Source organism: Flavobacterium zhoui (assembly GCF_042787235.1).
Classification (GTDB): Bacteria; Bacteroidota; Bacteroidia; order Flavobacteriales; family Flavobacteriaceae; genus Flavobacterium; species Flavobacterium zhoui.
On record NZ_JBHZPY010000002.1, the window covers coordinates 201,920 to 228,042 of the forward strand.

Annotated in this window: 26 protein-coding genes; 18 read left to right on the forward strand and 8 right to left on the reverse strand. The window is 32.0% G+C overall.

Translation table 11 applies throughout. The features are described from left to right. Positions 1 to 30 precede the first annotated feature (30 nt). On the reverse strand, positions 31 to 156 hold the full coding sequence (locus ACFX5F_RS03900) for a hypothetical protein (RefSeq protein WP_379850088.1): 126 nt from the start codon (positions 154 to 156) through the stop codon (positions 31 to 33). Between the two features lie 267 nt (positions 157 to 423). Here ACFX5F_RS03900 and ACFX5F_RS03905 point away from each other — a divergent pair, with 267 nt between their 5' ends. The 3 genes from ACFX5F_RS03905 (at position 424) to ACFX5F_RS03915 (ending at position 3,425) form a co-directional block, all read left to right on the forward strand. Then, a complete protein-coding gene (locus ACFX5F_RS03905) occupies positions 424 to 1,395 on the forward strand; it encodes a WaaS/CpsH family glycosyltransferase (RefSeq protein WP_379850090.1) in 972 nt (323 codons plus the stop codon). Between the two features lie 76 nt (positions 1,396 to 1,471). Next, entirely contained in the window at positions 1,472 to 2,584 is a 1,113-nt protein-coding gene (locus ACFX5F_RS03910) for a glycosyltransferase (RefSeq protein WP_379850092.1), read from the forward strand. A 100-nt stretch (positions 2,585 to 2,684) separates the two neighbouring features. Beyond that, positions 2,685 to 3,425: a polysaccharide deacetylase family protein gene (locus tag ACFX5F_RS03915; RefSeq protein ID WP_379850094.1), complete on the forward strand. Its 741-nt coding sequence runs from the start codon at positions 2,685 to 2,687 to the stop codon at positions 3,423 to 3,425. A gap of 29 nt (positions 3,426 to 3,454) precedes the next feature. Here the strand turns inward: ACFX5F_RS03915 and ACFX5F_RS03920 are convergent, their stop codons facing one another. Further along, positions 3,455 to 4,525, reverse strand: coding sequence for a glycosyltransferase family 4 protein (locus ACFX5F_RS03920; protein ID WP_379850095.1), 1,071 nt, complete (start codon positions 4,523 to 4,525; stop codon positions 3,455 to 3,457). A 183-nt stretch (positions 4,526 to 4,708) separates the two neighbouring features. Here ACFX5F_RS03920 and ACFX5F_RS03925 point away from each other — a divergent pair, with 183 nt between their 5' ends. Continuing rightward, a complete protein-coding gene (locus ACFX5F_RS03925) occupies positions 4,709 to 5,473 on the forward strand; it encodes a lipopolysaccharide kinase InaA family protein (RefSeq protein WP_379850097.1) in 765 nt (254 codons plus the stop codon). Here the strand turns inward: ACFX5F_RS03925 and ACFX5F_RS03930 are convergent. From ACFX5F_RS03930 to ACFX5F_RS03945, 4 genes are read right to left on the reverse strand one after another with little or no spacing between them, the layout of a single operon-like run. Next, on the reverse strand, positions 5,456 to 6,247 hold the full coding sequence (locus ACFX5F_RS03930; RefSeq protein WP_379850099.1) for a glycosyltransferase family 2 protein: 792 nt from the start codon (positions 6,245 to 6,247) through the stop codon (positions 5,456 to 5,458). The two genes, ACFX5F_RS03925 and ACFX5F_RS03930, sit on opposite strands and share 18 nt — an antisense overlap. A 60-nt stretch (positions 6,248 to 6,307) precedes the next feature. Continuing rightward, positions 6,308 to 7,372, reverse strand: a complete 1,065-nt coding sequence (locus tag ACFX5F_RS03935; RefSeq protein ID WP_379850101.1) for a glycosyltransferase family 9 protein — start codon at positions 7,370 to 7,372, stop codon at positions 6,308 to 6,310. Positions 7,373 to 7,383: 11 nt separating this feature from the next. Then, complete coding sequence (locus tag ACFX5F_RS03940) at positions 7,384 to 8,364, reverse strand: glycosyltransferase family 2 protein (protein ID WP_379850103.1); 981 nt, start codon at positions 8,362 to 8,364, stop codon at positions 7,384 to 7,386. A 36-nt stretch (positions 8,365 to 8,400) separates the two neighbouring features. After that, positions 8,401 to 9,228 (reverse strand): 2,3,4,5-tetrahydropyridine-2,6-dicarboxylate N-succinyltransferase, encoded by an 828-nt coding sequence (locus tag ACFX5F_RS03945; protein WP_379850105.1) that lies wholly within the window; start codon positions 9,226 to 9,228, stop codon positions 8,401 to 8,403. A gap of 169 nt (positions 9,229 to 9,397) precedes the next feature. On the opposite strand from ACFX5F_RS03945, the gene ACFX5F_RS03950 reads away from it, so the two are divergent. From ACFX5F_RS03950 to ACFX5F_RS03960, 3 genes are all read left to right on the forward strand, one after another. After that, complete coding sequence (locus ACFX5F_RS03950; RefSeq protein ID WP_379850107.1) at positions 9,398 to 9,631, forward strand: hypothetical protein; 234 nt, start codon at positions 9,398 to 9,400, stop codon at positions 9,629 to 9,631. Between the two features lie 271 nt (positions 9,632 to 9,902). Beyond that, a complete protein-coding gene (gene ruvX / locus ACFX5F_RS03955) occupies positions 9,903 to 10,319 on the forward strand; it encodes a Holliday junction resolvase RuvX (protein WP_379850109.1) in 417 nt (138 codons plus the stop codon). 97 nt (positions 10,320 to 10,416) lie between these two features. Next, positions 10,417 to 11,913, forward strand: a complete 1,497-nt coding sequence (locus tag ACFX5F_RS03960; protein WP_379850111.1) for a malate:quinone oxidoreductase — start codon at positions 10,417 to 10,419, stop codon at positions 11,911 to 11,913. A gap of 65 nt (positions 11,914 to 11,978) precedes the next feature. On the opposite strand, the gene ACFX5F_RS03965 is transcribed toward ACFX5F_RS03960, so the two are convergent. Beyond that, positions 11,979 to 14,192, reverse strand: coding sequence for an FUSC family protein (locus ACFX5F_RS03965; protein WP_379850113.1), 2,214 nt, complete (start codon positions 14,190 to 14,192; stop codon positions 11,979 to 11,981). Positions 14,193 to 14,389: 197 nt separating this feature from the next. On the opposite strand from ACFX5F_RS03965, the gene def reads away from it, so the two are divergent. The 3 genes from def (at position 14,390) to mazG (ending at position 16,443) form a co-directional block, all read left to right on the forward strand. Next, on the forward strand, positions 14,390 to 14,977 hold the full coding sequence (gene def, locus ACFX5F_RS03970; protein WP_379850115.1) for a peptide deformylase: 588 nt from the start codon (positions 14,390 to 14,392) through the stop codon (positions 14,975 to 14,977). Between the two features lie 87 nt (positions 14,978 to 15,064). Continuing rightward, on the forward strand, positions 15,065 to 15,583 hold the full coding sequence (locus ACFX5F_RS03975; protein ID WP_379850117.1) for a DUF5606 family protein: 519 nt from the start codon (positions 15,065 to 15,067) through the stop codon (positions 15,581 to 15,583). A gap of 86 nt (positions 15,584 to 15,669) precedes the next feature. Beyond that, positions 15,670 to 16,443 carry a nucleoside triphosphate pyrophosphohydrolase gene (mazG, locus tag ACFX5F_RS03980; protein ID WP_379850119.1) on the forward strand — a complete coding sequence of 258 codons (774 nt, stop codon included), beginning with the start codon at positions 15,670 to 15,672 and terminating at the stop codon, positions 16,441 to 16,443. Between the two features lie 14 nt (positions 16,444 to 16,457). Here mazG and ACFX5F_RS03985 read toward each other — a convergent pair whose 3' ends face one another. Beyond that, on the reverse strand, positions 16,458 to 17,138 hold the full coding sequence (locus ACFX5F_RS03985) for a Crp/Fnr family transcriptional regulator (RefSeq protein ID WP_379850121.1): 681 nt from the start codon (positions 17,136 to 17,138) through the stop codon (positions 16,458 to 16,460). 112 nt (positions 17,139 to 17,250) lie between these two features. Between ACFX5F_RS03985 and ACFX5F_RS03990 the strand changes: the two genes are divergently transcribed. The 8 genes from ACFX5F_RS03990 (at position 17,251) to ACFX5F_RS04025 (ending at position 26,013) form a co-directional block, all read left to right on the forward strand. Beyond that, complete coding sequence (locus tag ACFX5F_RS03990) at positions 17,251 to 19,656, forward strand: heavy metal translocating P-type ATPase (protein ID WP_379850123.1); 2,406 nt, start codon at positions 17,251 to 17,253, stop codon at positions 19,654 to 19,656. Positions 19,657 to 19,772: 116 nt separating this feature from the next. Next, a complete protein-coding gene (gene ccoS, locus ACFX5F_RS03995) occupies positions 19,773 to 19,964 on the forward strand; it encodes a cbb3-type cytochrome oxidase assembly protein CcoS (protein WP_379850125.1) in 192 nt (63 codons plus the stop codon). Positions 19,965 to 19,966: 2 nt separating this feature from the next. Continuing rightward, a complete protein-coding gene (gene ccoN, locus ACFX5F_RS04000) occupies positions 19,967 to 22,156 on the forward strand; it encodes a cytochrome-c oxidase, cbb3-type subunit I (protein WP_379850127.1) in 2,190 nt (729 codons plus the stop codon). A gap of 5 nt (positions 22,157 to 22,161) precedes the next feature. Then, positions 22,162 to 22,332, forward strand: a complete 171-nt coding sequence (locus ACFX5F_RS04005; protein WP_073207217.1) for a CcoQ/FixQ family Cbb3-type cytochrome c oxidase assembly chaperone — start codon at positions 22,162 to 22,164, stop codon at positions 22,330 to 22,332. 27 nt (positions 22,333 to 22,359) lie between these two features. After that, a complete protein-coding gene (locus ACFX5F_RS04010; protein ID WP_379850129.1) occupies positions 22,360 to 23,250 on the forward strand; it encodes a cbb3-type cytochrome c oxidase N-terminal domain-containing protein in 891 nt (296 codons plus the stop codon). A gap of 79 nt (positions 23,251 to 23,329) precedes the next feature. After that, positions 23,330 to 24,748 carry a cytochrome c oxidase accessory protein CcoG gene (ccoG, locus tag ACFX5F_RS04015; RefSeq protein WP_379850131.1) on the forward strand — a complete coding sequence of 473 codons (1,419 nt, stop codon included), beginning with the start codon at positions 23,330 to 23,332 and terminating at the stop codon, positions 24,746 to 24,748. 38 nt (positions 24,749 to 24,786) lie between these two features. After that, complete coding sequence (locus ACFX5F_RS04020) at positions 24,787 to 25,236, forward strand: FixH family protein (protein ID WP_379850133.1); 450 nt, start codon at positions 24,787 to 24,789, stop codon at positions 25,234 to 25,236. A gap of 75 nt (positions 25,237 to 25,311) precedes the next feature. Next, positions 25,312 to 26,013 (forward strand): sulfite exporter TauE/SafE family protein, encoded by a 702-nt coding sequence (locus tag ACFX5F_RS04025; RefSeq protein ID WP_379850135.1) that lies wholly within the window; start codon positions 25,312 to 25,314, stop codon positions 26,011 to 26,013. The last annotated feature ends 110 nt before the right edge of the window (positions 26,014 to 26,123 follow it).

Genomic DNA, 26,123 nt, shown 5'->3' on the forward strand with positions numbered 1-26,123 from the left:
AAACAATTTCATTGAGATTTTCGAAGGGGATTATTGTCTTTTTATTCCCATATTATCATAGATATACAAATTATCTACCTTTGATAAATAGCTTAATATGTTTTTTAAATCATTTTCTTTGGGATGGTATAATAGTACACATGCTGCAATTCTCATTTAATTTCAAATTAAAGGATTTTGCATTTGCAAAATTATACGTTTTTTATTAAATATTCTAAGAAAACCGAAGTTGCTTGATTTTAGAAGCTATTTTAGGATTAATTCAGGCTTAATTAGGACATTTTTTAATATAATTTGAAATCAGACGCAGGAAATATTTTCCCGATAAATAATTTTAAATAAACTTAAACCTTTATTTAGATTATATTTTGTAATTAAGATTCTATTTTTGTTAAAAATAATTACTTCACAAAGATAGCAACAATGACAAAACGGAAGCGAATAGCAATAATAACTACACATTCATTTGGTTATATTGACTTTTTAGTTAGTAAGCTTAAGGTAGCACAGAATGTTGATTTGACTTACGTTAATATTGATACGATTCCTTTTTCTTATAAAAATAAAATCTCAAGAATTACTAATTCCCTTTTAAAATTGCTGCATTTCCCCAGTTTAAAAGAAAAAAATAAAACAAATTATATAAAAACATTAATTCAAAATGAAGATTTATTTGATCAGATTTTAATTATTAGGCCCGATAAATTAGAGCAAAAAGCTTTGTTATTTTTAAGGGAAAATGCAATTCAAATGAGTTGCTTTTTGTTCGATGGTATTGAAAATTTTAAAGATCAAAAAAAGACATTGTCTTTTTTTGATACAATTTATAGTTATGATAAAGCAGATGTTAAAAAATATAATTTTGAATTTTTGACGAATTACATTTATGATGATCAAATTGAAACTAAAGAAATAACTAATCTGGTATTCAATATATCTTCGTTTGATGAGCGCTTCCCATTTTTAGAAAAGCTTGCTGATTATTTTGCTAAAAAGCGAATTTCTTTTCGTTTTATAGTAAAGAAAGACAGGATATTTACACATGAAAATATTGAAATTTCTGATCGATATTTACCGATAAGTGAAGTCAAAAAAATAATTGCAAGCAGTTTAGTTTTAGTAGATATCCAACAGAAAAATCAGGATGGTTTGACTTTTCGTGTGTTTGAGGCCTTGGGGTATAAGAAAAAATTAATTACTAATAATCAAGATATTGTCACTTATGATTTTTATAATCCTAATAATATTTTTGTTATTTCAGAAAGTAATTATGAAGTTCCTCCTAGCTTTTTTGAAAAAGATTTTGTTGAAATTAATAGTGCTATTCTTAATAAGTACAAATTAGACAATTGGATTTTTGAGGTTTTTAAAGTCAATATTAAGGAGAATAATTAATTTGGTTAGTTTTTAAGTACTTTTTTAAGTTTTTACTTTACTATTAAGATTACATTTGTCGATAAAATACTAATTGATGAAACTAATCCATTTTACTACTTCAACTGTTTGGCGAGGTCATGAACAGATGATTGTTGATTTATATGAATCATTTAGGGATAACAGATTTATTGCGAATCAATTAATTATATGTCCTGCTAATTCTGAACTGTATAAAGTCGCCACAGAAAGAAATTTACAGGTTCAGACTTTTGATTTTAAATCAGAATATGATCTAAAATTCGCAAAGAAATTTAAAAAAATTGTGGACTCTTACAGTGCGAATGTAGTTATTATTCATAATAGTAAAGCACATACCATAAGTGTTCTGTCAGCTGTATTTTATGGTTTAAAAGTTCCTTTAGTTTTATGTAGGACGTTAATAAAAAATATTGGCACTAATTTTTTAAGAAAATACAAATATAATTACAAAGGAATTAAAAAAATAGTGTGTGTATCTGAGGCCGTAGTTGAAATCCTAAAACCTTCTATAAAAAATCATGAGTCAATGACTGTAATAGGAAGTGTTGTTGATACAGATCGTTTTATAAATAATGCTAAAAATGGGTTTCTTCACAGAGAATTTAATATTCCATCAGACTATAAAATTATTGGTAATGTTTCTGCTTTTTGCCAAGTAAAAGATCATTACACCTGGATTGATACGGTAGATATTTTATTTAAAAGAGGACTGAAAGCCAAATATATTCTTATTGGAGAAGGATCTTTAGAGGAGGAGATTAAGGCTTATGTTAAATCAAAAGGATTAGAGAATGAAGTTATTTTTGCAGGCTTCAGAGCAGATGTAAATAAATGCCTCCCAGAATTAGACTTGTTTTTGTTTACATCAAAAAATGAGGCAACAGGCGGTGTAGTATTAGAAAGTTATGCATGTAAAGTTCCTGTGGTAGCAGCAAAAGCCGGTGGGATTCCTACAGTTTTAACGGATAATGAAACGGGTTTATTGGCAGAAGTGGGTAATCCAATTGATTTTGCAGATAAAGTAGAAATTTTAATAAATGACAAAACCATGCAGGATAAATTTGTCAATAATGGTTTTGATTTCTTAATGGCCACTTCTACTCGTTTTATAATTGGGACAAAGTTTTTAGAGGTTTTGAATGAAGTAACTAAAGATAATTTTGTTTAATTAGATTAAAATTTCACATATGATTTTTATTATAATCGCATTCTTTTTATTATTGTTTGTTTTTTTTATTTTTCTAAATATTCAATTTAAATTGCTGTATTTGCCTTCAAAAAAACTCAGAATTTTAGAGTATCATTCCATTTCTACAAATGGTTTTGAAGATCAAATAACTATTAGCAAAGAAAAAATAATTGAGCAATTTGAATATTTAAAAAACAATAATTATACAACATTATGGATGTCAGAAGTTGATGAGCGCAACAACAAGAATCTCAAATTGGCTCCCAAAACTGTTGTTCTTACTTTTGACGACGGCTTTTTAGATAATTATACAGAGTTATATCCTTTATTGCAACAGTACAACTTTAAAGCAGTTTGTTTTATGGTTTTAGGTAGAATAGGACAAGATGTTGATTGGAACGGAAAATACGTCAATGCGAATATGAAGTTGATGAATAGGGGACAATTATTGGTAATTGGTTCTCATATTGAGTTGGGCTATCACACTTTTAAGCATGATAATTATGCTGATTTAACCTTAGAGGAAATCGAAAAAGACCTACAGCTTTGTCAGGAAATAATTAAAAAAGAGGATTTGAATGTTTTTCCAGCATTAGCATATACTTACGGTGGATATTACAGAAAAAAAGGAGAAAAACAGAAACTCTTTTTTGAATTATTAAGTAAATATGGCATTAAGTATGGACTACGAATAGGAAATAGAATCAATATTTTTCCTTTAAAAAACAACTATCTAGTACAACGTATTGATATTCGCGGTACTGATTCCATGGAAGACTTTAAAAAGAAAGTTATTTTAGGTAGAAAAAAGATATTTTAAAGGAAAATCAAAAAATAATAAGTTTTGTTTTAATAAAGACACTTTTTATATACGTTTAAGTATTCTGATGCTGCCGTTTTCCAATTAAAATGGTTCGCCCTTTCTTTCATAAATGTTTCCATTTTAATTTGATTATTGAAAAAATGATTTAATCCATCAAAGAGTACTGTTTTCATATTTTCAGGATCAAAATTATCCCAATAATAGCAATGTTCTCCACCAATTTCTGGTAAAGAAGTTTTATCGGATAAGAATACGGGCTTTCCAAAACGCATCGCTTCAATGGGAGGAAGTCCAAAACCCTCTCTTATTGATGGGAATAAGAAGGCATGACAATTTGATAAATAATATTGTTTAGCTACATCATCTACTTTTCCGGTCAGAAAAACACGATTTTGTAAATTATTGTCTTGTATGAATTTCACGATTTCAAAACCATATTTTTTATTATTATTTCCTGAAATAATCAAATTAAAGTCACTAATATGAACCATCATTTTTACTATTGAAAGAAAGTTTTTCCGTTCCAGAAAGTCGCCAATAGAATAAAGGAAAGGCTTATCAGTTGGGATGTTTGATGCAAATCCTGAAGTGTCTAAAATGGTGGTGATAGGATTCCCATTATGAATTACATATTCAGGAATATTTGGAACATTAAAATATTGATGGGTTTGCTTTTTTGCAAATTCGGATATGTAAGTGATTGCAGTTGATTTTTCTAATTTTTCTTTAAACAGCCTATTTACTTTATGATTCATGTCAAATGAAATTTCCTCCACAAAATTTACGTCATGAACCGTTAATAAATAGTTGCTTACGTGATAAGGTTCAATTTTTGTGTTTTGATTAAGCGAATGCCATAAATCATTTTTTTTTCTAGTGCGAAATAAATGGAGTCTTGATAAGTCAGAGTACGTATGGTAGGTAAACTTGTTTCCAAATTCGCTCTCAAGAACGTTAGGATTTTTGGCGTTTAATATCAATTCTAAACTGCTGAATTCTAATTGTGAAAACCCTTTTATCAGTTCGTAATTGAATGTTCCTAAGCCAGTTGCTTTATTTTTTAAATTGTGAGATTCGATAAAGACGGACTTTGACATTTAATATTTTTTAATAAAATTAAAAACACAAATTAGTTTAGTAATGTTAATTGTGTTTGTTTAGACAATACAAGGGATAAAAGGTTTAATTTGTTTTTTAGTTTTATTTTAAGTGACAGTCTTTTTTTCTAAAACTAAAAATACATTTAACTATTTTTGTCGCTCATATATTCCAGATAGTCCATGAGTACAATAGTTATACATCAAGATTTTCTTTCTAAAAAAAAGGAGATTAAAAAAAACATTAGTGATTTTAGTACTTCCGGAGATTTCTTTGGTGATGGTAAAAGAAATAAAATTAAACTATTTGATTTCGATGGTAAAACGATTAATATTAAATCTTTTAAAGTTCCTAACTTAATTAATCAAGTAGCTTACAAATATTTTCGAAAGTCAAAGGCGAGACGTTCTTATGAATATGGCATTAAATTGTTGGAAAACGGAATAGGCACACCTCAGCCTATAGCATATGCGGAAAATTTTACATTCACAGGATTAGAAAAGAGTTTTTATGTGAGTGAGCATCTTCAGGTTGAACTTACTTTCCGAGAATTGGTTGAAATTCCGGATTATCCTGATCATGAGAACATCTTGCGACAGTTTACTCGATTTACCTTTGATTTACATCAAAAAGGAATTGAATTTTTAGACCATTCTCCAGGAAATACATTAATCAAGAAAGAAGCAAACAACGCTTACAGTTTTTACTTAGTTGATTTAAACAGAATGAATTTTCATGACATGATGGATTTTGATTCTCGCATGAAAAATTTTCATAGGCTTACGCCAAAGATTGAAATGCAGGCAGTAATGAGTGAGGAATATGCCAAACTTTACAATAAGAAATACGAGGAAGTTTTTGCTAAAATGTGCTTTTATACCAATGATTTTCAGATGAAATTCCATAGAAAAATCGCACGAAAAAAGAAATTATTGTTTTGGAGGTAGCTTTTGTTTTCTATTCCAAAGCCGCTTTAATTCTTGATAACGAACATAAATCGAATTTGCGTTTAAATAACAAATAATCAATCCTCTTTTTCCGTCAAGAAAACCTAATCTGATAATATAATTAAACAAAAAATTATAGGCAGGATACAAAAAATGTAATAAAATGGAAGGCTTTTGCTTCTTTATAAACTTCTCCTGGGCCTTAAATTTTCCGTAACGTATTGTTTTTGCTTTATAAGTTTGAAAATTGGAATAGGAGTAATGAATCAGTTTATTTTTTAGAACACCTATTTTTCCATTCACTTTTAATTTTTCATGGACGAGCCTGTCTTTAGCATATTCCGCTTGATTTTTATTAAAGAGCCTAAATATTTTATCAGTTTGATTTCCGCTGAAATGCAGCACTTTGTCTTCAAACATAAAAGTTCTGCAGAAAAGAAAAGCCGAAAATGTTTTATTAGTTTTTATCGTGGCTATAATTTCATTTTTTAATGCAGGAGACAATCTTTCATCGGCATCCAAAAATAAAATCCAATCATTTTTTGCTTGAGAAATTGCAAAATTCCGTTGAGAAGAATAATTTTCGAAGTTGTTTTCAATAAACCGCACCTGAGAGAATGATATTGCGATCGACTTTGTATTATCGGTACTAAATGAATCGACAACAATAATTTCATCAGCAAAATCTAAATCAGCTAAAAGGGCAGGTATATTTTCCTCTTCGTTTAAAGTGATAATTAAAACTGAAATTTTATTGTTCTGATTGAAATCCATTAGTGGTGGTCTTTTTCAAATTTAAAGGAATCTAAGGAAATAAATGAGCAGGTGTAAGTTTTATTTCAGATGTGTTTCTAAAAATGTATTTAATGCAGGATAAATTAATTTAGGGCTAAATTCTCTGTAGAATAAAACGGTTTCTTTTTTTATAATTTTGTCCGTTTTGCCTTCAAATAAATCGGGTTTAAATTCTTTTAAATGAAGAGAAACATGATTAATTCCATCTTCAAATGTGGCCCAACCTTTTTTATCAATCCATGGAGAAAAAATAATAAAAGAAGGTTTTTCTAAAGCTTTTGCCATATTTATTGCGCCGCCATCATTACCAATTATCATATCACAATGATTCATTATAGCAATAAACTCTCGGATGTTTTTTCCTAAAACAGAAAAATAAATCTTCTTTTTTGTGGTTTCTTTACAGCCGTTGTAGATTGTTTTTGCCTCTTCAATTTGCTTTGGAAAATAATTGAAAAGGATATTCACATCCCCTTTATCTGCAATAAAATCAACTAACTGCGACATGTACCCCAGCGGATAGGTTTTATCTACACTGCTTCCAATTATGCTGACCATAATCGTCTTTTTGAATTGGTCTATTCCATGAGTTTCAAAAAGTGAAGCGGCAAAATCATTCTCTTCTTGCGTGACGTAAATTCGAGGAAAAGTTTCTAATTTAACATCCAGATGCAAAGGATTTAGCAATGCTAATCGTTGTTCGATTATTAAACCCAAATTAGTATTGGAAATTTTTTTTCGTTTAACAGTATACGTGTAAAGAAATTCTCTTCCTTTTTTCCAATATGAAATTTTTTGTTTGGCACCCGAAAATAGTACAACAAGCCAGCTTTCTAATTTAGAATACGCATCAATAACAATATCATATTTTTGAGATCGAATGGATTTCAATAATTTGAAATATTCCCATTTGCTTTTTTGATGTTTTTCTTTAAATAGGATGAGATTATCAAAACTTGTGTTTCCTTGTAAAACAGCAATTGTAGATTCGTAAACCATATAGTCAATTTGCGCTTTTGGATAGGCTTTGCGCAAATTTTCGCATAAAATGGAGCTTACCAAAACGTCACCAATCATTTTCTGTTGAATTACAAGTATTTTCATTATTAGAAAAATTAAGCTTTTGGTTTCAAGTAATTCATCGCACGAGGACTAATCCAAGTTTGTTTTTGAAGCGCATTAAAATAATAAACAAATAAGTTTTTAAACATCAATTGGTTCACTTTTAATTTTGGAATAAAAAACAAAAACAGACTTAAAATGGACAAGATTGTTTTCTCCAGAAGGACTCCTATAATCAATAGACTTTGCAAATAGACTTGAACTCCTGTTGGGAATTGATTGCTGATGTAAACGTGTTTAGAAATAATTACTTCGGTTTTTGTGAGTGCTTTTGTCTTAACATTTAATCGGGATGCACCACCATGCTGATGGAAAATCGTCGCTTTTTTGGTTACGGCAACTTTTCCTCCACTATCAAAAACTTTTTTGCAAAGGTCGACATCTTCAAAATACAACCAGTAATCTTCGTTCCAGCCGTTAATTTTGTCAAACCATTCTCTGCTAATAAAAACAACTGCTCCAGTGACCCAATCCGGGTAAAACAAATCGCTGGTATTGTTGAAACGTTTTTCTAGTTTTGATTTATTCAGCTTTCTAAAAATGGCTCTTGCGATTCCAAAAAATCGTCCTAAAGCCGGAAGTAAATTATTCTGTTTGTAAAAAACATCGTTTTCATTTATTTGAAGACAAGACAAAATTCCAATTTCTGGATGTGAAACTGCTGTATGTAATAGGGTTTCCAGAGCTTCAAGAGTAAGTTTTGTATCTGGATTTAAAAAAAAGAAATGGTTTCCCGTAGCAATGCTTGCACCAAAGTTGCAACCATTTGAGAAACCATTATTACCAGAATTTTCTATAAATGTAAACTTGGAATATTTTTGTTTAAAAACTGGAAATTGTCCGTCATTAGAAAAATTATCAACAATGATAATTTCAAATGCGAATGTTTTTGAAATAATTGCTTCAATAGATTCTAAACACTCGTCTAAGGCTTTCCAACCACGGTAATTGACAATAATTATTGAAATATCCAATAGGTCTTTTTATAAAGATTTTTAAACGAAAACGGATTATACCGCTACGTCATATTCGCGTAAAGCATTATTCAATGATGTTTTTAAATCTGTTGAAGGTTTACGGGTTCCAATAATTAGAGCGCAAGGCACTTGGAACTCACCAGCAGCGAATTTTTTAGTATAACTTCCCGGAATCACTACAGAACGAGCTGGAACAAATCCTTTCATTTCAATAGGAGTTTCACCAGTAACATCAATAATTTTTGTAGAGGCAGTCAAGCAAACATTGGCACCAAGAACCGCTTCTTTACCGACATGAACTCCTTCAACCACGATACAACGGGAGCCAATAAAAGCACCGTCTTCAATAATTACTGGAGCAGCTTGCAAAGGTTCCAGAACACCACCAATACCTACACCGCCACTTAAATGTACGTTTTTACCAATTTGAGCACAACTTCCTACGGTTGCCCAGGTATCTACCATCGTTCCTTCGTCTACATAAGCACCAATATTTACATAACTTGGCATCAAAATAACACCACTGGAAATGTAAGCACCGTAACGCGCCACAGCATTAGGAACTACGCGAATTCCTTTTTCGGCAAAGTCCTTTTTTAGCAACATTTTATCGTGGTATTCGAAAATACCAGAATGTAAAGTTTCCATTTTTTGAATTGGGAAATACATCACTACTGCTTTCTTCACCCATTCGTTTACTTGCCATTCTCCCGAAGTTTCGGGACCAACTGGTTCAGCCACGCGTAATTTTCCCGTGTCAAGTAACTCAATAACTTCTCTGATAGCATCAGTTGTAGTTTTTTCCTGTAGCAATGCGCGGTTTTCCCAAGCTTGCTCTATAATAGTTTGTAATGGATTCATTTTTTTGATAATTTTTGACAAAGATAGGATTTTTAGCCAAAAGCAAAAAAGCAAAATGAGTTGAAAATGTTACAGATTTAACTTCTTGTTTGGTTGTCTTTTTACAAATAGTAAGATTTGGTTTTTACTTTACAAAAAGTTATATCTTTGTATATTAAACAAATGGATTATGGAAACAATTAGATTAGAATTTCAACCAAAAATAAAAGCCAAAATTCTGGAGTTATTGAGTTCATTTTCATCAGATGAACTCAAAATAGTTCAGGAAGATCCTGATTTCGATGAAAATAAGCGAAAACTAGATATTTCTTTGGCTAGGATTAAAGATGGAACAGCAGAATTTTACACTTTTGAAGAGGTAGATGCAATACTTGAAGAAACAATTTCTAAGTATGAAAATTAAGTTTCAGGATGATTTTTTGTTTGAATTAAATAATCAGGTTTATTATCTTTCGAAAGATAAGCCCGTTGCCGCTAGAAAGTTTAAAAATGGTTTAGTGCGAAATATTCGAAAAGATTTAAAACAACCTTTTCAATTCAAAAAGTCAATTTATTTTAACGATGAAAATATATGAGATTATGTTTTTAAAGGTTATACTGTCATTTATTATATTGATATGGTAGAAAACTCCGTTTCTGTCTTCGGTTTTATTAAACTCAAACACTCCTTATAAATGCCAAGAATACTCTCCATAGACTACGGACAAAAACGCACAGGAATTGCGGTTACCGATGAAATGCAAATCATTGCTTCAGGATTAACGACTGTGCCATCCGCAACGGCAATTGCTTTTTTGAAGGATTATTTTGCTAAAGAAAAAGTAGAAGCAGTGCTTATTGGTGAGCCTAAACAAATGAATGGTGAACCCTCAGAAAGCGCATCGATGATTAAAGGTTTTGTAACGCATTTCACAAATCATTTTCCGGAGATGAAAGTTATTCGGGTAGATGAACGTTTTACTTCAAAAATGGCATTCCAAACGATGATTGATAGCGGCCTTAAAAAGAAACAACGTCAAAATAAGGCACTTATAGATGAAATTTCGGCAACGATAATGTTGCAAGACTATTTGACACGAAAATTGTTTTAAATTTCTAAAACGTTTTCGTAATTATGTAACTTTTCACACAAAATTTAAGCTTTTTTTTGCAATCATATGAAGTATCTTTGCACTTTAAATTTTTGTTATGCCTGATACAACCATTCGTTCAAATAGTGATGTAGTTCTTATAGGAGCTGGAATAATGAGCGCCACTCTTGGCTTAATTCTAAAAGAATTACAACCTGATTTAAAAATTGAAATTTACGAAAGATTAGATATTGCAGCTGCTGAAAGTTCTGATGCATGGAACAATGCAGGAACTGGACATTCTGCCTTTTGTGAACTCAATTATACTCCTGAAAGTGCTGATGGAACTATTGATCCCAAAAAAGCAATCAGTATTGCTGAATCTTTCGAGGTTTCTCGCCAATTTTGGGCCTATTTAGTCCAAGAAAAAAAGATTTCATCTCCTGAAAATTTTATAAAAAGTATTCCTCATGTGAGTTTTGTGTGGGGTGAAAAAAATGTTGCATATCTAAAGAAAAGATTCGAAGTTTTACATTCTAATCCACTTTTCAAACAAATGATTTTTAGTACTGATTTTTCAGAATTAAAAAAGTGGATGCCGTTGGTTATGGAGGGTAGAGATGAAAATGAAAAAGTGGCTGCTACTTCTATGGCAATTGGTACGGATGTGAATTTTGGGGAATTAACCAGAAGTATGTTTAATTATTTGGCTAAATTAGATGGTGTTACCATGCATTTTCATCACGAAGTTCAAAAATTGAAACAGCGCAAAGATAAATCTTGGAGAATAAAAATAACCGATTTGGCTACAGGCCAAAAAAGAAAAGCATATGCCAAGTTTGTTTTTATCGGTGCTGGAGGCGGATCATTGCCCTTACTAGAAAAAGCAGACGTTCCAGAAGGAAAGGGTTTCGGAGGTTTCCCGGTTAGCGGACAATGGTTAAAGTGTACCAATCCTGAAGTAATTGCAAAACATCACGCTAAAGTTTATGGTAAAGCTTCCGTAGGAGCGCCACCAATGTCTGTGCCACATATTGATTCCCGAATGATAGATGGAAAAAAAGCACTTCTTTTTGGTCCTTTTGCCGGGTTTTCTACTCGGTTTTTAAAGAATGGTTCTTATTCTGATTTGCCTTTGTCTATTAAAACGGATAATATAATTCCTATGATAGCTGCAGGGATTAAAAATATACCGCTTACAAAATATTTGATAGAACAAGTACGTCAATCCCCTAAAGATAGGATTAATGCATTAAGAGAATATGTTCCTACAGCCAGATCTAAAGACTGGAAAATAGAAAGAGCAGGGCAGCGGGTTCAAGTTATAAAGAAAGATGAAAAAGAAGGTGGAATACTTGAATTTGGTACCGAGGTAATTACAACTACGGATGGTAGTTTAGCTGTATTACTTGGCGCTTCTCCCGGTGCTTCTACAGCAGTTTCTATCATGACAGATTTGGTTGGAAAATGTTTTAAAAATGAAATTGTTAATCCGGAATGGCAAGAAAAACTGAAAACAATGATACCATCATTTGGACAAACATTAAATGATAAACCTTCTTTATTGGAAGAAATCAGAAAAAATACCGCTGAAATTCTAAAATTGAATAATTAGAAATTGCACAACATGATTGATAAAGCTGGATTTAGATTTGAACTTCTAAATCCAGCTTTTTTGTTTTAAATAGCAATTAATTCTTTGGTCGTTTTTACAATATTTTCAGATAAATTAGTCAGCCAGATTAATTGTTCGATTACTAACTGTGCTTCCTGCATTTTCAATTGGAATGCTTCTTCATCAATTGGAATTCCTTCCTTCAATTCTTTGGCTCGAATATTTTTTAACTCCGAAAAACGCATAGCTAAATCTTCTTTTGCAAGATTTTCTTTTAAGTCTAAATCATTCTCTTTTAGCAGTGCAATTGCATTATCAAGGTTTTTAATGACAGTATCCACCACCACATTAAATGCCTCGGAAGCTGATGTTGTTTTGTGTGATTGGATATATGTCCCTAAAGAAGCGGAAGAAGAAAGTAGCGAATGATTAAGAATCGCTAGTTTATATACTTGAGGTAATTGCTTTTGTTTTGATTTAGGCTCTTGAATCATTCGTTGAAAAGAAGCCATTAAATTACCGATTTCAATAAAAGCATTTTTTCTCGCTAATCGGTATGAAGTCGAAACAGAACCTTTTTTATTATAAAATATAGAGATTTCTTTCAAGTAATTTTGATTGGCTTTAATAGATTTTTCCAAATAAATGGGAATGTTTAAAAATTCCCATGAAGGCCACAAAAAATGATTAGCAAGAAAAGCTAAAGTGGCACCTACAATGGTGTCTAAAATTCTATATTGAATAACATCAGTAATATTAGGAGTTAATATTCCATAAATGAAAACAATGTACATAGTCACAAATGTTGCACTTATTTTATAATTTGTTTGCGTAAACGAGAATCCCAATAACATACAAAGGATCGAAAAAATACTGATTGCAATGCTATTATGTACCAATGAAAGCACTCCAAATGCAATTAATCCGCCTAAAATAGTACCGAAAATTCTATGAAATGAACGTTGTTTTGTCAAGCCATATCCAGGTCTCATGATTACCAGAATAGTCAATAAAATCCAATATACATTATGAAAAGGGAGTATAGTACCAATTATAAAACCAATCAGAATAGTTATGGTCAATCGCAAAGAATGTCTGAAAATAGTAGAGGAAAAACTCAGATTTTGAATCAAAGTGCTTAAAGGATAATATTGTGGAGTCAGAAATTTTTCTAAATCTTTATCTTTTCCTTTAAAGTCAAGTGAATTGATCGCCAATGTAAAAGCACGTTCTACAATTTTTATTTTTTCAACTTGTTTTTCGGCATATTGAAGCATGGTTGTAAGCATAAAAACACCTTCGGAAGCTGAATTTTTTCCTAAGTCACTTTCATAATCTGTGATAGCAAGTTGCAACGCATTTAAATCACTAAGCAAAGTATGTTTAGAAACATATTTAGTTTTATTTTGAATACTTTTGGACAATTGCTTCAAACTGACCGCAAGATTGTATGCTAGGCTTTGATACGTTAACAGCACCTTTGGATGGTCATCAAATTTTTGATGTAATTTATCGTGGTCAAAAGATGTAGATAGTGCCAGCTCCAGAATTTCTGTTAATGAAATAAAAACGATAAGCATCTTTCGGTTTTGATTGGAAGAACCGGAAGTTGTATGACTGCTAATAAGCACTTCTCGAATGTTTTGTCGAATCGTATTCAGTTCCACCTGAAGATGCAATTGTTTTTCGATAATTGCCTTTTTATCAGCATTGATAGTCCATAAATCACCTCTTAATTTCAGGTATTTAGCTGTGAGTTTAATACATTCAGCAATTTGTAATTCGATATATCGGTGAGGTCTGATGTAGTGAAAAATAAGCGAAATAAGGAGATAAAATAAACCGCCAACAAGAATTAAACCGGAATATTGGAGCATTTCCCAGCCCGTGTGTAAGTGTGCAAATGCCAGTGAAACCGTAAGTAATGCGGAGAAAGAAACCATGGTGGCTCTTTGTCCATATACTGAAATCATTGATAGCAAGAATATTAATAAAGCTAAAAAAGGATAGAAAACCCATGAATAAGGATGTACAATATTCACTAGTAGGTTGACACCCGCGACAAGAAATGCAGTGAAGAGAATACCGTTAATTTTATGTTTTAGATTACTAGGAATATCGCTTGGATAAGTAAAAAAAGCTCCAAGAGCTATTGTAAATCCAATTTCAAAATTGTCCAAAAAAGAAAATAGGAAGACCGGAATAACTGCGGCTATTGTTACTTTTAAAGCATTGGTGAAATAAGTACTGTCGGTGAATTTTCGAATTTCGTAGATCATACAATTGGATTGTTTGCAAAGGTAAGAATTGTACGATTTATATAAGGAATATTTAAGTGGGTTTTAACTTAAATTCTAAAAAATCACTAATAATCATTGGAGGATTATTCATTGTCTATTTTTTTACTATTTTTGCAGACTGAATTAAAAGTATATTGATTTCAGACTTATAGTAGATAATACTTAATACAACACTAATGATTTTACCAATTATAGGATATGGTGATCCAGTTTTAAGAAAAGTAGGAGAGGTTCTTTCACAAGATCATCCTAACTTGAAGGAAACAATTGCTAATATGTATGAGACCATGTATAATGCTTATGGAGTTGGACTTGCTGCACCACAAGTAGGATTGGCAGTTCGTTTATTTGTAATCGATACAACGCCTTTTAGCGAGGATGAAGATCTTGAAGATGCGGAACAAAAAGAACTTAAAGGATTCAAAAAAACTTTTATCAACGCAAAAATGATAAAAGAAGAAGGTGAAGAATGGAGTTTCAACGAAGGTTGCTTGAGTATTCCTGATGTTCGGGAGGATGTATTTCGCAATCCAACAATAACTATCGAGTATTGTGAAGAGGATTTTGTAATGAAAACCGAAGTTTTTGATGGCTTAATCGCCAGAGTAATCCAACATGAATACGACCATATTGAAGGCGTTTTATTTACCGATAAAATTTCATCTCTTAAAAAACGTTTGATTCAAAAGAAACTAAAAAATATTCTTGAAGGAAAAACATTTCAAGATTACCGAATGAAATTTTTTGCCAAAAAAGGTAGATAAAATAGTATTATTCTTTAATATTGGTATGGTTTTAGTTGATTAATGAAAAGTAAAATAAATTGAATTCTTAATAATAAGTAGAAAAACATGAATTTAGAAAAAATATTAGCCATTTCTGGGAAACCAGGTTTATACGTATTGAAAGTACAAACACGTACAGGGTTTGTTGCAGAATCATTATTAGACGAAAAAAAAATCACAGTAAATTTAAAAAGCAATGTGAGTTTATTGTCTGAGATTTCAATTTATACCTATGAAGGCGAAAAACCATTAGCTGAAATCATGCAAAAAATTGCTGATAAAGAGAGCAAAGGTCCTGCAATTTCTCATAAAGAAGACAACGCTAAACTAACGGCTTATTTCAAAGAAATTTTACCTGATTATGATGAAGAAAGAGTATATCCTTCTGACATTAAGAAAGTTTTAAACTGGTATAATATGCTTCAGGCAAAAGGATTAGTTACTGATGATGTATCAGCTACTGTTGCGACTGAAGAAGCTCCTGTTGCAGAAGAGGTTGTTGCTGTTGAAGAAGAAGCTCCAGTTACGGAAGTGAAAGCTCCAGCAAAAAAAGCGGTTGCTAAAAAAGCTCCAGCAAAAAAATAGTAGATTATATTTAATAAATTATATTTGATCCTGTTAAGATGATTTCTTAACAGGATTTTTTTATTTTTACAAAAACCAATTGCGTAATGAACTCAAGAAAAACTCAACTTCAGGCTTTCGAAAGACTATTAGATATCATGGACGATTTGCGAGAGAAATGTCCTTGGGATAAAAAGCAAACCATGCAAACCCTGCGTCATCTTACCATAGAAGAAACGTATGAGTTGGGCGATGCTATTTTAGATAATGACTTAAGCGAGGTAAAGAAAGAATTAGGTGATTTGTTATTGCATATTGTTTTCTATGCCAAAATTGGAAGCGAAACAAATGATTTTGACATGGCTGATGTTTGCAATGAAATTTGTGATAAACTTATTCATCGTCATCCGCATATTTACAGTGATGTAGTTGTAAAAGATGAAGAGGAAGTCAAACAAAACTGGGAAAAATTAAAACTTAAGGAAGGTAAAAAATCAGTTTTGGAAGGCGTACCAAAAAGTCTGCCAGCATTGGTAAAAGCAAGCCGAATTCAGGATAAAGTAAAAGGTGTTGGATTTGATTGGGAAGAATCACATCAGGTTTGGGATAAAGTACAAGAAGAATTAGAGGAATTGCAAGTTGAAGTTGAAGCTGGTGATCAAGATAAGATTGAAGCCGAATTTGGTGATGTTCTGTTTTCAATGATTAATTATGCCCGATTCCTAAATGTAAATCCCGAAGATGCTTTGGAACGAACCAATAAAAAATTTATCAAACGCTTTCAATATCTGGAGAGTAAAGCGGGTGAATTAGGAAAACCCTTAATGGATATGACCCTTGCTGAAATGGATGTTTTTTGGGAAGAAGCGAAGAAATTATAGCCTAGTGGATATAATTATTCAGCCATTTTTTTTAATTTGTTGATGTCTTTCAAAAGGATTTTTTTTCCTGTCAATTCGATTAAACCTAATTTTTTGAAATCAGATAATAGTCGAATGCAACTTTCTGTAGCGGTGCCAATCATACTGGCTAATTCGTCTCTTGAAAGTTGAACTTTTAAAGAGTTATCTTCATTTTTGCCAAAGGTATCATGCAGGTAAAGAAGCGTTTCGGCTAGTCTTTCTTTTACTGTTTTTTGGGCTAAATTAACCATATGATCATCGGCTTCTTTTAGATCTCCACAAATAGTTTTCATCACATTCATTGAAAACTGATTGTTCTTGTCAAAGAAACTCATCACCTCAGATTTAGGGATAAAGCAAACCTCCATATCTTCTAGAGCAACAGCACTTAAATTCACGGGTTCTTCACTAATCATCGAGCGTTGTCCTAATAATTCTCCCTTTGTAACCAGTTTTACAATGTGGTCTTTACCATTGGGGCTCAATTTGGTTAGTTTGCACACACCATCTTTTATGCAATAAATTCCATTCACATTTTCACCTTCTTCAAAAATAACTTCACCTTTTTTTATAGTACGCGATGTTTTACAATCAGAAAGATGTACTAATTCATTTTTCGAAAGCGCTTTCAAAGAACTGAATTCTCTAACAATACATTGTTCACATTTACTCATAATAGAAAGGGGATTTAATAACACAACAAATTTAGGCATTTATATGACAAATGTCATATTTTTTACTTAATCTATTTACAACCTTTGTGGTAGGTAAAATGAGCAAAGAATTATGGACAGACAAAACTGTTTCCATTGTGGTTTAGATATTATAAAAGCGGAAGAAATTATTTTTGATGAGAAAGAATTTTGTTGCAATGGTTGTAAGACCGTTTACGAAATTTTCAGTCTTAATGATATGATTTGTTATTATGATTTCGAAAAATCACCTGGAGCAACCCCTCAAGATATTAATGGTAAATTTGATTTTTTAGACAATGAAAGTATCGTTTCAAAACTTTTGGAATTTCAAGAGAATTCAACCGCTATTATTTCACTTAACATTCCTCATATACATTGTAGTTCGTGTATTTGGATTCTGGAAAATTTACAGCGTCTTCAAAAAGGAATAAGTACTTCTCAGGTTAATTTTCCTGAAAAGACAGTTCGAATCACATATAATCCCGAAACGGTTTCAATTAAAACCATTGTTTATTTATTGAGTTCTATTGGGTATGAACCTTATATTAGTTTAGAAAACTATGAAACGGGTAAAAACGATGTAGATAGAAGTTTGACTTATAAACTTGGTGTTGCATTTTTTTGTTTCGGAAACATCATGTTGCTTTCATTTCCTGAATATTTCGAAGTTAAAGAATTCTGGCTCGATCAATACCGCGGTTTTTTCCGTTGGTTGATTTTCGCTTTGTCTTTGCCAAGTTTCTTTTATTCGGCTAGCGGTTATTATGTTTCGGCTTATAAAAGTATCAAATCTAAAATGCTGAATATTGATATACCAATTGCTTTGGGAATTATTGTGATGTTTGTGCGAAGTACGGTTGATATTGTAATGGATTATGGCTCTGGTTTTTTTGACAGCCTTTGCGGTTTGATTTTCTTCATGCTTCTTGGTAAAATGTTCCAAATCAAAACCTATAGTTTTTTGAGTTTTGAAAGAGATTTTAAATCCTATTTTCCAATAGCAATTACCAAAATCAATTCAGATGCTTCAGAAGAAAGTGTTCCAATTTATGAAGTTGAAAAAGGTGACCGACTATTAATTAGAAACCAAGAACTAATTCCTGTTGATGGTATTTTAATTTCAGAAAAAGCGGAAATTGATTATAGTTTTGTCACTGGGGAAGCTATTCCCATTACCAAACATTCCGGTGATAAAGTATTTGCAGGAGGAAAGCAAATGGGTAAAGTGATAGAAATGGAAGTATTGCATTCCGTTTCACAAAGCTACCTGACGCAATTATGGAGTAATGATGTCTTTCAAAAAAATGTAGAACAAAAGCACAAAACGATAACAGACAGAATTTCTCGGTATTTTACACCAATACTTTTATTAATTGCCTTTTCAGGTTTTGGATATTGGATTTTTATAGATACTAGTATCGCTTTCAATGTGTTTACGGCGGTACTGATTGTTGCTTGTCCTTGTGCATTGGCATTAACCGCTCCATTTACTTTTGGAAACGTATTGCGAATTTTAGGAAAGCAAAAATTTTATCTCAAAAATGCATTAGTTATTGAGCAGTTGGCAAAAGTTGACACCATCGTTTTCGACAAAACAGGGACAATTACCACCAATAAAAAATCGAATATATCGTATGAAGGAGTGAGTCTTTCAGATGAAAATTTACTGTTAATTAAAAATGTACTTCGGGCTTCAAATCATCCGCTAAGTAGAATGTTATATGATTATTTACCTGTTGTAATCTTGCAAAGCAAATCGGCAGAGGAAACTAAAAAGTTAAAAGTTGATGCTTTTGAAGAGATCACAGGAAAAGGAATTCAAGCTCAAATTTTTGGATACCAAATTCAAATTGGTTCCGCTTCTTTTGTACAAAAGTCTGAGGATAATAGCATTCAGCAAACTTCTGTTCATATTAAGATTGACGGAGTTTATTACGGAAAATATATTTTCAATAATCAATATAGAGAAGGATTAGAGGAACTTTTTAAGAATTTAAGCAGCAGGTATCAAATCAAAGTTTTGTCTGGTGATAATGAAGGAGAAAGATCAACTCTTGAAAGACTTTTGCCGAAAGGCACGGAGTTAATTTTTAATCAAAAACCAGAACAAAAATTAGAATTCATCAAGAATTTACAAGAGAAAGGTAAAAATGTGATGATGGTGGGTGATGGATTGAATGATGCGGGAGCTTTGGCACAAAGTAATGTTGGAATTTCTATCTCAGAAAATGTCAATGTTTTCTCGCCGGCTTGTGATGCTATTTTAGATGCCAACGAGTTTCCAAAATTGGATTATTTTTTAAAACTGTCTAAGAATTCTATCACAACAATCAAAATGAGTTTCACCTTGTCCTTATTGTATAATGTAGTTGGATTATCATTTGCCATTACAGGAAATTTATTGCCTTTGGTTGCAGCTATTATTATGCCATTAAGTACTGTAACCATAGTCAGTTTTGTGACGGTTATGAGTAGCTATTATGCAAGTAAAAAATAGGATCTTATAACGTTTAGATTTTGATTTTACATAATTTTAACATAATTCGATATATATGACAAATGTCATATTTTACTAGAGAACGTCAGAGTAACTTTGTTAACACAAATTAAGGTATGAGTGTCATTTATTTATTAATCTCCATCAGTATATTAGTTGCTATCGGCTTTTTTATTGCTTTTATAAGAGCAGTAAAAACAGGTCAATATGATGACGATTATACGCCATCAGTCAGAATGCTTTTTGACGATGAGCTAAAAATTGAGAGCCCAAAACCAATACAAACAATAGAAGAAAAACAAATTTAATTATGGAAATGCAGCAGTTTTATTATGATAACAAAATTGTAAAGAAATTCATTTACGCTACTATCCTTTTTGGTGTAGTAGGAATGTTGGTCGGTCTTACGTTGGCGATCATGTTCCTTTTTCCAAACCTAACTGACGGAATTTCGTGGTTAAGTTATGGTAGATTGAGACCTTTACATACTAACGCAGTTATTTTTGCCTTTGTAGGAAATGCTTTTTTTGCGGGAATGTATTATTCGATGCAACGATTGCTTAAGGCAAGAATGTTCAGTGACCTTTTAAGTAATATTCATTTTTGGGGTTGGCAGTTGATTATTGTTGCCGCAGCGATTTCTTTACCATTAGGTTTTAGTACATCAAAAGAGTATGCCGAATTGGAATGGCCAATTGATATTGCAATTACCCTAATATGGGTAGTGATGGGTATCAACATGATTGGAACTCTTATAAAACGAAGAGAAAGACACTTGTATGTTGCGATTTGGTTTTATTTGGCAACATTTGTAACGATTGCCGTTCTGCATATTTTCAACAGTTTAGAATTGCCTGTTTCTGCAATGAAAAGTTATTCTGTTTATGCAGGAGTTCAAGATGCTTTGGTGCAATGGTGGTACGGACATAATGCGGTTGCATTTTTCTTAACCACGCCCTTTTTAGGATTGATGTATTATTTTGTTCCAAAAGCAGCGAATCGCCCGGTATATTCTTATAGATTATCAATTGTTCACTTTTGGTCCTTAATTTTTATTTATATCTGGGCAGGACCACACCATTTATTATATTCTGCTTTGCCTAACTGGGCGCAAAATTTAGGTGTTGCTTTTTCAATAATGTTGATCGCACCATCTTGGGGTGGAATGATAAACGGACTATTAACTTTAAGAGGAGTTTGGGATAAAGTACGAGTAGATCCAGTTTTAAAATTCTTCGTAGTAGCAATAACAGGTTACGGAATGGCCACTTTTGAAGGTCCAATGTTGTCTCTGAAAAATGTAAATGCTATAGCGCATTATACGGATTGGATTATTGCTCACGTTCACGTAGGTGCGTTAGCCTGGAATGGATTTATGGCTTTTGGTATGATTTATTGGTTGATTCCAAGAATGACTAAAAGCACTTTGTACTCTCTTAAATTGGCTAACTTTCACTTTTGGATTGGAACTTTAGGGATTATTTTATATACAATTCCAATGTATGTTGCTGGGTTTTTACAAGCTTCTATGTGGAAACAATTTAACCCAGATGGAACTTTAACTTATGGTAACTTTTTGGAAACAGTGACTCAAATCATGCCAATGTATTGGATGAGAGCTATTGGTGGTTCACTTTATTTAATAGGAATGCTGACATTGGTATATAACATTGTTCAAACTTTGAGAAAAGGTTCTGCAATTGAAGATGAACTAGCCGAAGCTCCGGCATTATTGAAAATTAGTTCTGGAAGAGTTCAAGGAGAAAAATTTCACCCTTGGTTAGAAAGAAAACCTATTCAATTAACCATTTTGGCAACGGTGGCTATTTTAATTGGTGGAGTTATTCAAATTGTACCTACCATAATGGTAAAATCGAATATCCCTACAATTGCCAGTGTGAAACCGTATTCTCCTTTAGAATTAGAAGGACGTGATTTATATATTCGTGAAGGATGTGTGGGTTGTCACTCTCAATCAGTTCGTCCTTTCCGTAGTGAAGTAGAACGATATGGGCCACAAGCTAAAGCAGGAGAATTTGTTTATGACCACCCATTTCTTTGGGGATCAAAACGTACTGGTCCGGATTTACAAAGAATAGGAGGGAAATACAATGACAATTGGCATTTTAATCACTTTTGGAGTCCTCAAAGTATATCTGCAGGTTCTATTATGCCAGGTTACAAATGGTTGTTTGATAACAAACCAATGGATATTTCTTTGACGCAAAAGAAAATGGAAGCTATGGTTAGTCTTGGAGTTCCTTACACGGCTCTTCAAGTTGCAAATGGAGTTAAAGATCTAAGAACACAAGCCCTAAAAATTGAAGAAAGCTTAAAAAATGATCCTGATTTTGTAAAAAGTTATAACGACAGTAAGAAAAAAGCAGAGGCAAGAGGAGAAAAATTTGTTCCAATGAATGAAAGAGAAATTATCGCTTTGATTGCTTACATACAAAGACTTGGAACAGATATTAAAGTAAAAGATATAGCTAAAAAATAAAAGTCATGTTTGAACAAATAAAGCATAATATGGAAACAATCGAGGGAGTTGCGACTTATCCAATTCTTTCGTTATTGATTTTCTTCATTTTCTTTGTAGGACTCGGTTTTTGGGTTCTAACATATAAAAAAGAAAAAATCAATGAAATGAGCCAAATGCCATTGAACGACAATTAAAAAGTACAATTTTTTAAAATTTAGAAAATGAAAAAATTAATTCCAGTATATGTTAGAGTCCCACTTATTTTCTTTGCTGTCTTTGCAGCAATGGAATATTTTATAGACTCTGGAGACAGACCTGCTTTCTTAAAATTCCCAATGGTTTCTGTCTTTTTATTCGTGTTTCTTTTCCTATTGATCGCAATAGAAATAACATTGAGCGCTGTTGATAATATTACGTATCATCTTTTGACAGAAGAACAGAAAGCCAAACTTAATGAAGTAAATAGTATAAGTTTCAAAGATACCGAATGGTATAAAAAACTGATAAAAAGTGTAACTAAATCAGAACCAATAGAAAATGAAGGCTTACTATTGTTAGATCATGATTACGACGGTATCAAAGAATTAGATAATAATTTACCTCCATGGTGGGTGTATTTATTTTATGCAGGTATTGTTTTTGGGGTGGTTTATATGGTGCGTTATGAACTATTAGGTGCTGATAACCAAGAAACTGAACTTAAAAAAGAATTGGCTCAAGCCAAAATTGAAGTAGCGGAATATATGAAAACTGCTCCTGATATGATGGATGAAAAAACGGTGACTTTGTTAACGGAACCGACTGATTTAGCGGCGGGAAAAGAAATCTTCACTACCAATTGTGCTGCATGTCACAGAGCAGATGCTGGAGGTCAAATTGGTCCAAATCTAACGGATGATAATTGGATTTTGGGAGGAGGAATTAAAAACTTATTCCATACAATTACAAATGGTGGTCGTGACGGAAAAGGAATGATTGCATGGAAAGGAACGTTGAAACCAAAAGAAATGCAAAAAGTGGCCAGTTATATTTTGTCTTTAAAAGGAAGTAATCCTAAAGATCCAAAAGCCCCGGATGGTGAGATTTGGGTAGATGAAACTGCTTCAAAATAAATAATAAATTAATCTCAAAATGAATCGTCACTGTCTAAATAACTTTGTCTTTGAGATTAAATATTTAAATAGAAATAAAATGTCAAAATTACCAGGCGAAGCTTTTAGAGATACCATCGGAACAATTGATAAAGAAGGAAATCGAAAATTTATTTTCCCTAAAAAACCTTCAGGTAAATTTTATGAGTATCGAAAGTGGGTCAGTTACTTTTTGTTGATTATACTTGTTGCGAATCCCTTTATTAAGATTAATGGGAATCAGTTCATGATGTTCAATATTTTGGAACGAAGATTTAATATTTTTGGATTTCCATTTTGGCCACAAGATTTCTATCTCTTTGTTCTTTTTATGATTGTTGGCGTTGTTTTCGTCATCCTTTTTACCGTTATTTTTGGACGCATATTTTGTGGGTGGATTTGTCCGCAAACCATATTTCTGGAAATGGTTTTCCGCAGAATAGAATATTGGATCGAAGGGGATCGCGGTGCCCAGATCCGTTTAGAAAAACAAGAGTGGAATGCAGAGAAAATAAGAAAAAAAGCCGTAAAATGGACTATATTTTTAATAATTTCTTTTTTTATCGCCAATGTTTTTCTTGCCTATCTTATTAGTAGTGATACGTTGTTTTTAATGATTGAAGAAGGACCTGCAAACCATGTGAGTACTTTAGTCTCATTGTTAATTTTTACAGGAGTTTTCTATTTTATTTTTGCATGGTTTCGAGAACAGGTTTGCATTATTGCTTGCCCTTACGGAAGATTACAAGGGGTTTTATTAGATGACAAATCGATTAATGTTGCCTATGATTTTGTTCGCGGTGAAAAAGTAGTGGGCAGAGCTAAATTCAATAAACAAGAAGATAGGGCTGCATCAGGAAAAGGGGATTGTATCGACTGTAAACAATGTGTAAATGTCTGTCCCACAGGAATTGACATTCGGAATGGCGTTCAGCTGGAATGTGTGAATTGTACTGCTTGTATTGATGAATGTGATACTATTATGGATAGCGTCGGATTGCCAAAGGGGTTAATTCGTTACGCTTCTGAAGATGAAATTGAGAAAAAAACGAAGTTCAAATTCACGGCAAGAATGAAAGGTTATTCGGCCATATTACTTATTTTGACAGGTATTTTGATCGGATTGTTGTTTTTGAGAACGGATGTAGAAGCAAGTATTTTACGTTTACCAGGCCAATTATTCCAACACAAAGGGGACAATATTAGTAATATCTATACTTTTAAGATTATCAATAAAACCAATGATGATTTTAATGATATTCATTTTAAATTAGTTGATATTAAAGGAACTTTGAAAGTAGTTGGAAAACAAGATATAAAAGTGCCAAAGCAAGGTATGAACGGAGGAACTTTATTTATTGAAATCAATCAGAATTTGTTAGATAGCGATAAGACCAAATTAAAAATTGAAGTTTTCAACGGAAACCAAAAAATTGAGACTAGTACTACCAGTTTTTTAAGCCCGAGAAGCTTTGATTAAAACCTGCGTTTTACGCTTTAAATATAAAAACATAAGACATGAAAATTAATTGGGGAACAGGAATTGTAATTGCATTTGCATTATTTATGACCTTCATTTTATACTTTGTATTCAAAGTTCAGTCGGATTCAAAATATGATAATGAGTTGGTTGTAGAAGAATATTACAAACATGATGTTCATTTTGGCGACGAAATGATACGAATACAAAATGCGCATGATTTAGTTAAAAAGCCAATAATTACAAATACTCCAGAAGGGATTACAATTGTATTTCCAGATGTATTTTTTCCAAATAAAATAAAAGGAAATGTGTCCCTGTATAGACCGTCTAACAAAAAATTAGATTTTGAAGTGCCAATTTCATTAGCTAATTCTACTTTGCTCATACCTAAAAAAAGTCTGGTAGGCGGTCGATGGGACATTAATATGGAATGGCAATATGAGGGAAAGTCGTATTTGACCAAAGAAACAGTATATATCAATTAGTCTTAAAATCGAAAAGTGAAAAATTAATTTTTTTGAGTTTAATTCGTTTTGACTTTAAATCATTATTCTAAAACAATGCTTTATACAGCTTTCATTTTCGGTTTAATCAGTAGTTTGCACTGCATAGGAATGTGTGGCCCAATTGCTATGATGTTACCTGTGGATAGAAACAATCCTGCGAAAAAAGCATTTCAAATTTTTACTTATCATTTAGGAAGGATATCGGCTTATGCGACCATTGGTTTGGTTTTTGGATTATTAGGCAAAGGTTTTTTTCTAGCGGGTTTACAACAAAAATTATCTATATTTATTGGAATCGCAATGATTTTCGTGATTTTAATACCAGAGAGAGCTTTTGCAAAATACAATTTTTCAAAACCTGTTTTTAATTTGATTTCAAAAATTAAAACAAAGCTGGGAAGCCAGTTTAAAAATAAGAGTTACAAATCTTTGTTTACAATCGGTCTACTCAATGGATTTTTGCCTTGCGGAATGGTTTATGTTGCTTTGTTTGGTGCAATAGCGATGCAAAGTGCTGGTTTTGGGGTTTTGTACATGGTTTTATTTGGATTGGGTACCGTTCCGTTAATGAGTAGTGTAGTATATTTGAATTCATTTTTAACGATTCCCATCCGAAATAAAATTCAGAAAGCAATTCCTTATGTTGCCGTTATAATTGGTGTGTTATTTATTTTAAGAGGTCTAGGGTTAGGAATTCCTTATGTATCTCCTTCAAACATGAGTTTGTTTGTACAACAAAATCCCAATTGTCATTAAATTTTTAAATGTATAGTGTATAAAAATACACTGGCCTATGGCTAAGACACAATATTGCATCTGATTTTAAACACGAATTTCACAAATTTGTGCAAATTAATTCGTGCAAA

What these genes read in the sequence shown, in the direction of transcription:
- ACFX5F_RS03900 (WP_379850088.1), bottom strand. Translation starts at nt 156, where the DNA reads ATGAGAATTGCAGCATGTGTACTATTATACCATCCCAAAGAAAATGAT.
- ACFX5F_RS03905 (WP_379850090.1), top strand. Translation starts at nt 424, where the DNA reads ATGACAAAACGGAAGCGAATAGCAATAATAACTACACATTCATTTGGT.
- ACFX5F_RS03910 (WP_379850092.1), top strand. Translation starts at nt 1,472, where the DNA reads ATGAAACTAATCCATTTTACTACTTCAACTGTTTGGCGAGGTCATGAA.
- ACFX5F_RS03920 (WP_379850095.1), bottom strand. Translation starts at nt 4,525, where the DNA reads ATGTCAAAGTCCGTCTTTATCGAATCTCACAATTTAAAAAATAAAGCA.
- ACFX5F_RS03925 (WP_379850097.1), top strand. Translation starts at nt 4,709, where the DNA reads ATGAGTACAATAGTTATACATCAAGATTTTCTTTCTAAAAAAAAGGAG.
- ACFX5F_RS03930 (WP_379850099.1), bottom strand. Translation starts at nt 6,247, where the DNA reads ATGGATTTCAATCAGAACAATAAAATTTCAGTTTTAATTATCACTTTA.
- ACFX5F_RS03935 (WP_379850101.1), bottom strand. Translation starts at nt 7,372, where the DNA reads ATGAAAATACTTGTAATTCAACAGAAAATGATTGGTGACGTTTTGGTA.
- ACFX5F_RS03945 (WP_379850105.1), bottom strand. Translation starts at nt 9,228, where the DNA reads ATGAATCCATTACAAACTATTATAGAGCAAGCTTGGGAAAACCGCGCA.
- ACFX5F_RS03950 (WP_379850107.1), top strand. Translation starts at nt 9,398, where the DNA reads ATGGAAACAATTAGATTAGAATTTCAACCAAAAATAAAAGCCAAAATT.
- ruvX (WP_379850109.1), top strand. Translation starts at nt 9,903, where the DNA reads ATGCCAAGAATACTCTCCATAGACTACGGACAAAAACGCACAGGAATT.
- ACFX5F_RS03960 (WP_379850111.1), top strand. Translation starts at nt 10,417, where the DNA reads ATGCCTGATACAACCATTCGTTCAAATAGTGATGTAGTTCTTATAGGA.
- ACFX5F_RS03965 (WP_379850113.1), bottom strand. Translation starts at nt 14,192, where the DNA reads ATGATCTACGAAATTCGAAAATTCACCGACAGTACTTATTTCACCAAT.
- def (WP_379850115.1), top strand. Translation starts at nt 14,390, where the DNA reads ATGATTTTACCAATTATAGGATATGGTGATCCAGTTTTAAGAAAAGTA.
- ACFX5F_RS03975 (WP_379850117.1), top strand. Translation starts at nt 15,065, where the DNA reads ATGAATTTAGAAAAAATATTAGCCATTTCTGGGAAACCAGGTTTATAC.
- mazG (WP_379850119.1), top strand. Translation starts at nt 15,670, where the DNA reads ATGAACTCAAGAAAAACTCAACTTCAGGCTTTCGAAAGACTATTAGAT.
- ACFX5F_RS03985 (WP_379850121.1), bottom strand. Translation starts at nt 17,138, where the DNA reads ATGAGTAAATGTGAACAATGTATTGTTAGAGAATTCAGTTCTTTGAAA.
- ACFX5F_RS03990 (WP_379850123.1), top strand. Translation starts at nt 17,251, where the DNA reads ATGGACAGACAAAACTGTTTCCATTGTGGTTTAGATATTATAAAAGCG.
- ccoS (WP_379850125.1), top strand. Translation starts at nt 19,773, where the DNA reads ATGAGTGTCATTTATTTATTAATCTCCATCAGTATATTAGTTGCTATC.
- ccoN (WP_379850127.1), top strand. Translation starts at nt 19,967, where the DNA reads ATGGAAATGCAGCAGTTTTATTATGATAACAAAATTGTAAAGAAATTC.
- ACFX5F_RS04005 (WP_073207217.1), top strand. Translation starts at nt 22,162, where the DNA reads ATGTTTGAACAAATAAAGCATAATATGGAAACAATCGAGGGAGTTGCG.
- ACFX5F_RS04010 (WP_379850129.1), top strand. Translation starts at nt 22,360, where the DNA reads ATGAAAAAATTAATTCCAGTATATGTTAGAGTCCCACTTATTTTCTTT.
- ccoG (WP_379850131.1), top strand. Translation starts at nt 23,330, where the DNA reads ATGTCAAAATTACCAGGCGAAGCTTTTAGAGATACCATCGGAACAATT.
- ACFX5F_RS04020 (WP_379850133.1), top strand. Translation starts at nt 24,787, where the DNA reads ATGAAAATTAATTGGGGAACAGGAATTGTAATTGCATTTGCATTATTT.
- ACFX5F_RS04025 (WP_379850135.1), top strand. Translation starts at nt 25,312, where the DNA reads ATGCTTTATACAGCTTTCATTTTCGGTTTAATCAGTAGTTTGCACTGC.